Origin of the sequence: Actinomadura livida (assembly GCF_014648675.1) — a bacterium.
Classification (GTDB): Bacteria; Actinomycetota; Actinomycetes; order Streptosporangiales; family Streptosporangiaceae; genus Spirillospora; species Spirillospora livida.
In genome coordinates this window covers 235770-246873 of sequence record NZ_BMRO01000009.1, presented here as the reverse complement: position 1 = coordinate 246873, position 11104 = coordinate 235770, and the positions used below count along the sequence as shown (strand labels likewise).

The 11104-nt window shown below is 72.3% G+C and carries 9 protein-coding genes; 5 read left to right on the top strand and 4 right to left on the bottom strand.

All coding sequences use genetic code 11. The features are described from left to right. Positions 1 to 36: 36 nt before the first annotated feature. Both IEZ03_RS22765 and IEZ03_RS22760 read right to left on the bottom strand, forming a co-directional pair. A complete protein-coding gene (locus IEZ03_RS22765) occupies positions 37 to 1824 on the bottom strand; it encodes an ABC transporter ATP-binding protein (protein WP_184885714.1) in 1788 nt (595 codons plus the stop codon). A 64-nt stretch (positions 1825 to 1888) separates the two neighbouring features. Next, entirely contained in the window at positions 1889 to 3277 is a 1389-nt protein-coding gene (locus IEZ03_RS22760; RefSeq protein WP_184885716.1) for an NDP-hexose 2,3-dehydratase family protein, read from the bottom strand. 314 nt (positions 3278 to 3591) lie between these two features. Between IEZ03_RS22760 and IEZ03_RS22755 the strand changes: the two genes are divergently transcribed. From IEZ03_RS22755 to IEZ03_RS22740, 4 genes are all read left to right on the top strand, one after another. Beyond that, positions 3592 to 4764, top strand: coding sequence for a glycosyltransferase (locus tag IEZ03_RS22755; RefSeq protein WP_184885717.1), 1173 nt, complete (start codon positions 3592 to 3594; stop codon positions 4762 to 4764). Positions 4765 to 4937: 173 nt separating this feature from the next. Then, the gene (locus tag IEZ03_RS22750) at positions 4938 to 5549 is read left to right on the top strand and encodes a VOC family protein (RefSeq protein WP_184885719.1); all 612 of its coding nucleotides are present in this window, start codon (positions 4938 to 4940) and stop codon (positions 5547 to 5549) included. Between the two features lie 155 nt (positions 5550 to 5704). Then, entirely contained in the window at positions 5705 to 6691 is a 987-nt protein-coding gene (locus IEZ03_RS22745) for a methyltransferase (RefSeq protein ID WP_221480779.1), read from the top strand. A 66-nt stretch (positions 6692 to 6757) separates the two neighbouring features. Continuing rightward, positions 6758 to 7720 (top strand): Gfo/Idh/MocA family protein, encoded by a 963-nt coding sequence (locus IEZ03_RS22740; RefSeq protein WP_221480780.1) that lies wholly within the window; start codon positions 6758 to 6760, stop codon positions 7718 to 7720. Here the strand turns inward: IEZ03_RS22740 and IEZ03_RS22735 are convergent. Next, a complete protein-coding gene (locus IEZ03_RS22735; RefSeq protein WP_184885723.1) occupies positions 7710 to 8948 on the bottom strand; it encodes a DegT/DnrJ/EryC1/StrS family aminotransferase in 1239 nt (412 codons plus the stop codon). The two genes, IEZ03_RS22740 and IEZ03_RS22735, sit on opposite strands and share 11 nt — an antisense overlap. Positions 8949 to 8974: 26 nt before the next feature. After that, positions 8975 to 9703, bottom strand: coding sequence for an SDR family oxidoreductase (locus tag IEZ03_RS22730; protein WP_184885725.1), 729 nt, complete (start codon positions 9701 to 9703; stop codon positions 8975 to 8977). Positions 9704 to 9882: 179 nt separating this feature from the next. Between IEZ03_RS22730 and IEZ03_RS22725 the strand changes: the two genes are divergently transcribed. Beyond that, the coding region (locus IEZ03_RS22725; protein ID WP_229808497.1) for an FAD-dependent monooxygenase at positions 9883 to 11104 on the top strand (1222 nt) is incomplete at its 3' end.

The following is an 11104-nucleotide window of genomic DNA, read 5'->3' as shown; positions in this document are numbered from 1 at the left end:
CCTTCAGCCGTTCCGGTCCGATCCAGTCCAGCCCCGTCAGAGCGTCCGGGTGGCCGGCTCGAAGATGTCGACGTCGCGGTCGACCAGCGCCGCGTAGTAGCCGCGCCGGTCGAGCAGCTCGGTGTGGGTGCCGCGCTCGACGATCTCGCCGGCGTCCAGCACGATGATCTCGTCGGCCTCCCGGATCGTGGACAGCCGGTGCGCGATCGTGATCGTGGTGCGGCCCGCGCTCACCGCCTCGATGGCCTCCAGGACGGCCCGCTCGGTGTGGGTGTCGAGGGCGCTGGTGGCCTCGTCCAGCACGAGGATGAGAGGGTCGCGCAGGACGGCGCGGGCGATCGCGAGGCGCTGCTTCTCCCCGCCGGACAGCCGGTACCCGCGCTCCCCGATGACGGCCTCGTAGCCGTGCGGCAGCGACATGATGTGGTCGTGGATCTGCGCGATCTTCGCGGCGGCGACGAGTTCGTCGTCGGTCGCGCCGGGCTTGGCGAACCGCAGGTTCTCGGCGACGGTGGCGTGGAACAGGTAGATCTCCTGTGACACCACGCCGACCGTGGTGGCGAGCGTGGCGGACGACATCCGCCGCACGTCGACGCCGTCGATCGTGACGCGCCCGGACGTCGCGTCGTACAGCCGCGGGATGAGGTAGCTGAGCGTGGTCTTGCCCGCCCCGGTCTCGCCGACGATGGCGAGGCTGTGCCCGGCGGGGACGGTCACGTCGATGCCGCTGAGCGTGGGCCGGTCCGCGCCGGCGTAGGAGAAGGAGACGTCCCGCAGCCGGAGGTCCCCGCGCGGCGCCGCCGGGACGACCGGGTGCTCCGGCTCGGGGATGTCGACCGGCAGGTCGAGGTACTCGAAGATGCGGTCGAACAGTTCCAGCGACGCCTGCATCTCGACCCCGACGTCCAGCAGCTGGACCATCGGCCGGAACAGGTTCAGCTGCAGCGTGGTGAAGGCCACCACCGTGCCGATGGAGATCGCCGAGCCGGGACCGGCCAGCCCGGCCGCCCAGTAGGTCAGCGCCGGCATGGAGGACATGACGATCTGGATCCACGACTGGCTCCAGCGCCCCGCCATGCTGGACCGGACCTCGAGGTCGGCGACCTTGCCGGACTCGGCCGCGAAGGTGTCGTTCAGCGACCGGGAGCGGCCCATCGTGTGGCTGAGCAGGATGCCGCTCACCGACAGCGACTCCTGGACGATCGAGGAGATCGCGGCGAGCTGGCGCTGGCGGTCGCGGGTGATGCGGCGGCGCTCCCTCCCGATGCGGCGGCTGAGCCACCCGAAGAAGGGCATCATCGCCAGCGACGCGATGGCGAGGCGCCAGTCGAGGACGAGCATGGCGATCACCGTGGCGATCACCGTGGTCAGGTTGGACACCAGCGTGGTCGCGGTGGTCGTCACGGTGGCCTGCATGCCGCCGATGTCGTTGGCGATGCGCGACTGCACCTCGCCGGTGCGGGTCCTGGTGAAGAAGGCCAGCGACATGCGCTGCAGATGCGTGTAGACGGCGGTGCGCAGATCGTGCATGACGCGCTGGCCGACCTTGGTGGACACGTAGCTCTGCAGGACGCCGAACACGCTGTTGGCGACCGACACGACGATCATGCCGAGCGCCAGCACGGTCAGCAGGCCCGTCCGGCCCTGGGGCAGGGCGACGTCCACGACCTCCCGGATCAGGAACGGGTTGACCAGGGAGACGAGCGACGAGGCGACGACGAGGGCGCCGACGGACAGCAGGCTCCACCGGTACGGGCGGAACAGTCCGAGGATGCGCCGCAGCGGTACGCGTGCCAGCGGGGTGCCGTTCTTGGCGGGGCTCAAACAGGGCCTCCTCGGCGTCCAGCGGGGCGGCGTCCGGGCCGGGCGGCCGCCGGCGGTGCCCGGGTCACACGGGCGCGTGGTCGATGCCGGCCGCGTGCGTGTTGAGGACGGCCAGCAGGGTCCGGGCCTGCACGTTGACGTAGTGGCTGTGCCCGGCGAGCCAGTTCAGCTGCCCCGGGGTGATCCAGCGGTAGCCGGGCGGGGGCTCGGCGGGGGTCGTGGACTCGTCGGTCTCGGCGATCAGGTAGCGGCTCTCGGCGTCGCGGAACCGGCCGCCCTCCTCGGCGTGGACCGCCGAGTATCGGACGCGGTCGGACGGCATGTCCAGCATCAGGTCGAGGAAGAGGGGCCGCTCGGCCGGGGGCAGGTGGGCGTAGTTCTCGGGAACGTACTGCACGGTCGGCCCGAGTTCGACGGTGTCGAGGAACCCGCCCTCGACGCGCGCGTGCACGAGGACGTGCGGGACGCCGCCGAAGGTGCGGTACGCGAAGCCGACGATCCCGCGGGAGACGGGTTCGAAGAGGGGCTGGGTCCAGCTGGAGACCTCGCGGGCGGAGCCTTCCACCGCGACCGCGACCACCCGGAAGAACCTCTGGTCCGCGCGGTGGACGGAATCGGCGTCGCGGTGCCAGCCGGTCACCTCGCGCAGCGGGATGCGGCGGGCCCGGACGTCCTGCCGGGCCCGCTCCCCGGTGAACCAGGACAGCAGGCCGGCGTCCGGCGACAGCGCCGCGCGCTCGGGATGCGCCATCGGCGCGCTGCCGAGCACGGTGCGCGCGTCCATGTTCACCAGGTTGTCCTCGTGGAGCAGCGCGCCGAGCTGCCCGAGGGTGAGCCAGCGGAAGTCGTCGTGGACGGGCACGTCCCCGTCCACCTCGACGATCATGTTGCGGTTGCGCTTCCGGTAGAACCACGAGCCGTGCTCGGACTGGAGCACGTCGGTGAGGACGCGGTCCGGGTCCGGGCGGAGGAAGTGGTCCAGGTACCTGACCGTCGCCCCTCCGTGCGCCTTGGTGTAGTTGCTCCGGGTGGCCTGCACGGTCGGGGAGAGCTGCACCAGGTTCGGATTCCCGGGCTCCATCTTGGCCTGCATCAGGAAATGGAGGACCCCGTCGAACTCCTTGGCCAGGATGCCGAGGATGCCGATCTCCGGTTGCACGATGATGGGCTGCCGCCACTCCGCGTCCGGCCGGACGACGTGCAGGCCCTCGACGGAGAAGAACCGCCCGCTGCGGTGCCTCAGGTCGCCGGTGCCGGCGGCGAAGGACCAGCCGTCGAGCTCCGCGAACGGGATCCGCCGCACCCGGGCCGGGCACGCACGCCTGCGGGAGGCGAGCCACCCGGGCACGTCGCCGGTGGCCATGCCGGCGCCCTCGGCCGCCGCCGCGGAGCGGGCCAGCCGTTCAGCGGTCCCAGCACCGGAGCGCGACCTCAGCAGCAGCCCAGCGGTCATGGCAGATCACCGTTCCTCCCCGGTTCGGCCACCGGTGCCGGACGGAACACGACGGCGGGCCCGGCGGGCCGATTCAGGCTAACGACCCGGGCTCTTTCCGGGCACCTTTCGTATTGCGTCACATTCATTTTGCGTCACATCGCGCGCACCGGTCGCGTCCGTTCGACTGCCGACATGCTCAGTTGAACGCGCCGAACAAAGGCCACCGGGCGAGGTGAAACGCTGAAAGCGCAGGACCCTTATCGCGATCCCTGGGAACGTCCCATAATCGGACGGGCCATGAGCGGATCACCACCCGAGACATATGAGGCGCCATGAAATTCTTGTTCACGCCCGTCGGCAGTCAGGTGACCGTCTACGCCGTGGCACCGCTCGCCACGGCCGTGCGGAACGCGGGGCACGAGGTCCTCCTGGCCGTCAACGAGCCGCTGCTGGAGTTCGCGGAGGCCACGCAGCTTCCGGCGGTCTCGATCATGCCGGAGCCCACCCGGCACTTCGTGATGAACGGCCCCGCGAAGGACGCCGCGCAGGGCCCCGAGCACCTCCGGGAGGAGATGCTGGCCACGGGCCGGGGCTTCGCCCGGATGGCCACCGCCGCGCTCGGCCCGCTGCTGGACCTGGCCGACGACTGGCCCCCCGATCTGGTCGTCGGCGGCTCGATGAGCTTCGCGGCGGGGCTGCTCGCCACCCGGCGCAAGGTGCCGTACGTCCGCCATGCCGAGTATCTCGGGGTCCCGACGCAGGACGTCGACCCGGGCGCCGAGGAGGGCCTGCGGTCCGAGCTGCGGGACCTGGGGCTGGCGGGGCTGCCGGACCCGGCGCTGTTCGTCGAGGCGTGCCCGCCGTCCCTCCGGTCGCCGCGCGCTCCGGACGGGCGGGCGATGCGCTGGATCCCGAGCAACCCCCAGCGCCGCCTGGAACGGTGGATGTACACCCGCCCCGAGGGGCGCCGGCGCGTGCTGATCACCTCGGGCGGCCACTTCCGCATGCTCTCCGCCGACGCGATGCGGCGCCTGGTGGCGGAGCTGGCCGCCGAGGGGGCGGAGGTGCTCGTCGCGGCCCCCGGGAAGGCCGCCGAGGAGTTCCGGGCCGAACTGGACCCCGGCCGGCTGGACGACGGCGGCGTCCGCGTCGGCTGGATGCCGCTCGACGCGGTGGCCCCGACCTGCGATCTCGTCGTGAACCACGGGGGCGCCACCACCGCCATGACGGCCCTGTCCGCGGGCGCACCGCAGCTGGTCTACCCCCCGAACACCCACACCAAGGCCATCGCGGAGGCGCTGACCGGCTACGGCGCCGCGCTGACGGTGCCGCCCGAGCGGGACGGACCCGGCGAGGACGCGGCCGCGGCGTTCGCCGCCGGCTGCCGGCGGATACTGGCCGAGCCCCGGTACGCGGAGCGGGCGCGGGCCCTCGCGGCGGAGAACGCGGAGCTTCCGGCGCCCGCCGAGATCGCGCGCACGATGGAGACGCTCGCCGCCGGATAGGCATTGTTGAACGGCCGTCCGGTTCCAATAGATCGACAACTCCCGCGATGTCCGATGATCTCGCCCATGACCAGCAGTTCCGCCGGAGATGACGCCGGGCGCGGGACGGGAACCGGACGGGCCGATCAGGATTGGATAAGCGCGGACCGGTGAACACACCTAGCATGAGCGTCATGGCTTCCGTCGAATTCGTCACTCTAGAGGTGGCCGACACAGCGGCCGCCGAGCGTTTCTACGCATCCGCCCTCAATACGGACAAATACCTGCGCCTGGAGGCGTCGGACGCGGCGACGAGCGGTTTCCGCGGGTTCACGATGTCGCTCATCGTGTCCCAGCCGGGCAACGCCGACGCCGTCATCGACGCCTTTCTCAAGGCCGGCGCCACATCGCTGAAGCCCGCCAAGAAGTCCCTCTGGGGCTACGGCGGCGTCGTCCAGGCCCCGGACGGGACCGTCTGGACCGTCGCGTCCCAGTCGAAGAAGGACTCCGGCCCGGTCTCCCGCGAGATCGACGAGACCGTGCTCCAGCTGGGAGTCGAGGACGTGGCCGCGAGCAAGCAGTTCTACGTCGACCACGGCTTCGAGGTGGCGAAGAGCTACGGCCGCAAGTACGTCGAGTTCGCCACGTCACCGAGTCCCGTCAAGCTCTCGCTCTACAAGCGCCGCGGCCTCGCGAAGGTCGCCGGCGTCGACGCCGAGGGCAGCGGATCGCACCGGATCAAGATCGGCAGCGACGCCGGCCCCTTCACCGACCCGGACGGCTTCGTCTGGGCGTCCGCCAAGTAACGACGACCTCCCGCGGCAAAGGCCACGGCGCCTCCGGCGATTCCCGCCCGCCACGCGGCTCTCCGCGGCGGGTGCGGTCCGGCGCGCCGTCCGAACCGACCCGCGGCCGTCCCCCACGCCCCCATGAGCCGGGCGATCGAGCCAGGAGGCAGCACGTGTCGGACAAGGTGGATCTCTGGGCGCTGAGCGACTTGGCGACCCCCTGGTGCCTGCGCGTCGCGGTGACCCTCGGCGTCGCCGAGCACCTGGCGCGGGGGATCACGAAGATCGACGACCTGGCGCGGGAAGCGGACTGCGACGCCGAGTCGCTGGCTCGCGTGCTGCGCCACCTCGTGGGCAAGGGCGTCTTCGAGGAGCCCGCCGAGGGGGAGTTCGCGCTCAACGAGACCGCTCGCGACCTGGTCGATCCCGGCCCGGTGCGCGGCAACCTCGATCTCGACGGCTGGGGCGGCCGGGTCGCCGGTGTGTGGAGCGGCCTCCTGTCCACCGTCCGCACGGGCCGCCCGAGCTACCAGGAGGTCTTCGGCCGCCCGTACTGGGAGGATCTGGACGCCGAACCCGGTCTCGCGGCCAGCTACGACGCGCAGATGACCAACGGCGGCCGCAACGTCCCGGACCCCGCGGCCCTGGTCGGCGACGACTGGGCGGACGTCCGCCACGTGGTGGACGTCGGCGGCGGAGCCGGCGCGCTGCTGGCCGAGACACTGCGAGCCCACCCCCACGTGCGCGGCACGCTCGTGGACCTGCCCCGCACGGTGGCCCGCTCCGGCGAGATCTTCGAGGCCGCGGGGGTGAGCGACCGCGCCTCCGTCAGCGGGCAGAGCTTCTTCGACCCGCTCCCCCGCGGCGCGGACGTCTACCTGCTCACCCGCCTGCTCCTGGACTGGCCCGACGAGGAGGCGGCCGCGCTGCTCACCCGGTGCGCCGAGGCGGCGGCTCCGCACGGCCGCGTCGTCGTGGACGGCGGCGTCTCCCCCGGCGGGGCGCCCCCGAAGGGCGGCCTGATGGTCATGATGCTGACCGGCGGCAGGACGCGGAACCTCGACCAGTTCGGCGCCCTCGCGGCGATGGCGGGGCTGGCGGTCACGGCGTCCGGCAACGCGCCCTCCGGCCGCTACATCGTCGAATGCCGGCCGGCCTGAACCCCTGAGAAGCGCCCGCGACCCGTTGACCGGGAGGCGACGACCAGCATGCGATCCACGGTCCGTATGGGAGTACTGGGGTGCGCGGACATCGCGCTCCGCAAGGTCATGCCGGCGATGGAGGAGGCCGGGAACATCGAGCTGGCCGCCGTCGCGAGCCGCGATCCGGCCAAGGCGCGCGACGTCGCCCGGCGGTTCGGCTGCGCCGCGGCGGACGGGTACGACGGCCTGCTCGAACGGGCGGACGTCGACGCGGTGTACATCCCGCTGCCGACCGGCCTGCACGCGCACTGGGCGGGCCGGGCGCTCGCCGCGGGCAAGCACGTGCTCGCGGAGAAGCCCCTCACCTGCGACCACGCCACCGCCCTGCCCCTGGTGGACCAGGCCAGGACGGCCGGCCTGTGGCTGATGGAGAACTACATGTTCCTCCACCACGGCCAGCACCGGAGGGTCGGCGAGCTCGTCGCAGAAGGCCGGATCGGTGCGCTCCGCGTGTTCACCGCGCGCTTCGGCATCCCGCCGCGCGACGCGTCCGACATCCGGTACAGCCCCGAACTGGGCGGTGGCGCGCTGCTGGACGTGGGCGGCTACCCGATCCGCGCCGCGTCCCACTTCCTCGGCCCCGAGCTGGACGTCGTCGGCTCGGTGCTGCGCATGGACCCGGCCAGGGGCATCGACGTGGCCGGCCACGCCCTGCTCTCCACGCCTTCGGGCATCACGGCAGAGCTTTCATTCGGCTTCGAGCACTCCTACCGGTCCCGCTACTCGCTCTGGGGGGACCAGGCCCGGCTTACGGTGGACCGCGCCTTCACCCCGCCCCCGGACCAGCGCCCGCTGATCCGCATCGAGTCCGGCGGGCGGACCGAGGAGCCGTCCTTTCCGGCGGACCACCAGTTCCGGAACGTCACCGAATCCTTCGCCCGGTCGATCCTCCAGAACGCCGACTACGCTCCCCACGCCGCGGCGATCACCCGTCAGGCCGAGCTGGTCGACCGGGTGCGCGCGCAGGCGAGGCTGGTCACCGCCTGAGCCCGGAGGGCACAGGGACCGGAGGGGCGGGCGCGGGATCCGCCGTGCGCCGCGCACGGTCGGTCACCCGCCGGCCCGAGGCGGCCGCGCACCGCACGATCTCGCAGATGCGCCGGACGTCCGCCGCGGAGACCGCGGGCCCGGTCGGCAGCGCGAGCACCTGCTCCGCCAGCCGCTCGGTGTGCGGCAGCTCGACGGGGCGCTCCGAGCGGTACGGCTCGAGCTGGTGGCAGGCGGGCGAGAAGTAGCGCCGCGCGACGACGTTCTCGGCCTTGAGCACCCGCATCAGCAGGTCCCGGTGGAGACCGGCGCCCGCCTCGTCGATCCTGGCGATCACGTACTGGTGGTTGGAGCTCTCCCCCTCGTCGAAGGGGACGACCGACACGCCGGCCACCCCGCGCAGCTCGGACCGGTACAGGGCGTGGTTCTCGCGGTTGTGCAGGACGACCCGGTCGAACGCCTCCAGCGAGGTCAGCCCCATCGCCGCGGCGGCCTCGCTCATCTTGGCGTTGGTGCCGGCGCGCTCGATGCGGCCGTCCGTCCCGGAACCGAAGGTGCGCAGCGACCGCAGGTGCTGCGCGAGGCCGTCGTCGTCGGTGACGACGGCGCCGCCCTCGAAGCTGTTCACCACCTTCGTCGCGTGGAAGCTGAACACCTCCGCGTCACCGAACCCCCCGATGCGCCGGCCGCGGTAGGTGCAGCCCAGCGCGTGCGCCGCGTCGAAGAGCACCCGCAGGCCGTGCCTGGCGCCCGTCTTCTCCAGCTCGGCGATCGGCGCGGGCCGCCCCCACAGGTGCACGCCGACGACGCCCGAGGTGCGGGAGGTCACGGCGGCCTCCGCCGCACGCGGGTCGAGGCAGCCGGTCGCGGGGTCGATGTCGCGGAACACCGGCGTGAGGCCCAGCATCCGGGCCGCGTGCGCGGTGGCCACGTAGGTCATCGACGGCATGATGACCTCGCCGGAGAGCCCCGCGGCCATGTAGAGGAGCTGCAGCGCCGTGGTCGCGTTGCAGGTGGCCACGCAGTTGCGCACGCCTGCCGCTTCCGCCACGCGATCCTCGAACTCCCGGACCAGCGTCCCGTTGGTGAGCCACATATCGTCCAGCGCCCGGTTCAGCCGTTCGAAGAAGCGCGCCCGGTCGCCGGTGCTGGGCCTTCCCACGTAGAGCGGTTCGGTAAATGTCGCGGGCCCGCCGAAAAGGGCGAGATCGTCGATTCCCAGCTTCACGCCCGATCTCCGTCGTGCCGGGTCCGCTACCACGGGACGGTCCCGTTCTCCGCCAGGCAGGCACCCGACGGCCCGGACTCGTCGAGCAGCGCCAGCCGGACCGCGATCCGCGCGCCCTCCGCGGGGGTCAGGTGCCCGCGGTGGCCGTTGATGTCCGTGGCGACCGGCCCGGGATTGGCCAGATTGATCTTGACCGATGTCCCCTTCAGCTCTTTCGCGTACAGCACCGTGAGGGCGTTCAGCGCCGTCTTCGAGGACTGGTAGGCGAGCATGTTGACGTTCGCGAGCGGGGAGTCCGGATCGGTGTTGAGGGTCAGCGACCCGGCGTGGCTGGACAGGTTGACGATCCGCCCGGCCTCCGACCGGCGCAGCAGCGGCAGCATCGCGTTGGTGACGGACACGACGCCGAAGACGTTGGTCTCGTACACCTCCCGCAGGTCGGCGGCGGTGGCCGCACTGGGCGGCCCGCTGAAGCCCCCGGCGATGCCCGCGTTGTTCACCAGGACGTCCAGGCGGCCGTGGCGCCGCTCGATCCAGGACGCGGCGTCGGCGGCGGAGACCGGGTCGGTCACGTCGATCCGCAACGGCAGGGCGGTGATGCCGAGGCCCGCCAGCGAGTCGGCCGCGGCCTTGCCGCGCACCTCGTCCCTGGCGCCCGCGAGCACGACGCACCCCTGTTCGCCCAATTGCCGTGCGATCTCGAACCCGATGCCCTTGTTGGCGCCCGTGATCAGCGCAATTCTGTCGGCAGGCACGTCCGGAGCCCCTTTCCATTCGCAGGAGGGATGACAGGCCGAATGGCCACCCTTCCATGTCATGGCGCGTGATTCCAGGGCGTTCAACCGCGCGCTTTTTCGCCATTTTGAAGCTGAACACGATGAAGCGTAGCTTGACGATTCGATTCCTCTGCCACCGCCTGCGGAAGGTCCGGAGAATGAATAATGGCGTGATCGTCGTCGGCGCGGGTCCCGTCGGTTTGCTGCTCGCCGGCGAACTCCGCCTGGCCGGGGTGGACGTCACCGTCCTCGACCGGCTGCCCGGCCCGTCCGGGGAGTCCCGTGCCCTCGGCTTCAACCGGCGGGCCGCCGAGTCGCTGGACCAGCGCGGGCTGCTGTCCCGGCTCGGCGACTTCACATGGGGCCCGATGGGGCACTTCGGCGGCGTCCGGATCGACCTCGGGATGCTCGACGAGGACCACAGCGGGGTGCTCGGCCTGTCCCAGGCCCGGACCGAGGAAATGCTGGGCGGGTGGCTCGACGAACTGGGCGTTCCGGTGCGGCGCGGTTGCGAGGTGACCGGCCTCCGCGAGTCACCGGACGGCGTCACGGCGGTCTTCGAGGGGCCGGCGGGCCGCGGGGAGGTCACCGGCGCGTACCTGGTCGGCTGCGACGGCCCGCGGAGCACCGTCCGCGCGCTCGCCGGCATCCGCGCCCCCGGCTGGGAGGCCACGCGCGGCATGTACACCGCCGAGATGGCCGGGGTCGCGCTGCGGCCGCGGCCCATCGGCGAACGGCTCCCGGGCGGCAACATGGTGCTGTGCACTCCGCTGGGCGACGGCCGCTACCGGATCGTCGTCCACGACAAGAGCCTGCCCCCTCGCCCGGACACCCGTGCGCTGACGTTCGCGCAGGTCGCCGATTCGTGGCAGCGGCTCACCGGCGAGTCCGTCCACCACGCGCGGCCGCTCTGGCTGTGGGCCTCCGACAACGCGGCCGGGCTCGCCGAGGAGTACCGGCGCGGCCGGGTGTTCCTGGCCGGCGACGCCGCGCACGCCATACCGCCGCTGGCGGCGTGGGGGCTCAGCGCGGGAATGCTGGACGCGGTGAACCTCGGCTGGAAGCTGGCCGCGGCGATCAACGGCTGGGCACCGGACGGCCTGCTCGACACCTACCACGCCGAGCGCCACCCGGTCGGGCGGCAGCTGATGCGCAACGTCCAGGCGGCGTCCATGCTCTACCTCGGCGAGGACGACCTGGACCCGGTCCGCGAGGTGGTCGGCGAGCTCGTGGCCCGCAAGGACGCGGCCGGGCACGTCGCCGGAATGATCAGCGGGCTGGGCATCCGCTACGACATGGGCCCCGGCGACCACCCGCTCCTCGGCAAGCGCATCCCACCCGACCTGCGCCTCACCCTCACCGACGGAACCCGCCCCCGCC

Bases quoted from the DNA above. Each gene is read 5' to 3' on its own strand.
- IEZ03_RS22760 (WP_184885716.1), bottom strand. From the start codon at position 3,277: ATGACCGCTGGGCTGCTGCTGAGGTCGCGCTCCGGTGCTGGGACCGCT.
- IEZ03_RS22755 (WP_184885717.1), top strand. From the start codon at position 3,592: ATGAAATTCTTGTTCACGCCCGTCGGCAGTCAGGTGACCGTCTACGCC.
- IEZ03_RS22750 (WP_184885719.1), top strand. From the start codon at position 4,938: ATGGCTTCCGTCGAATTCGTCACTCTAGAGGTGGCCGACACAGCGGCC.
- IEZ03_RS22740 (WP_221480780.1), top strand. From the start codon at position 6,758: ATGGGAGTACTGGGGTGCGCGGACATCGCGCTCCGCAAGGTCATGCCG.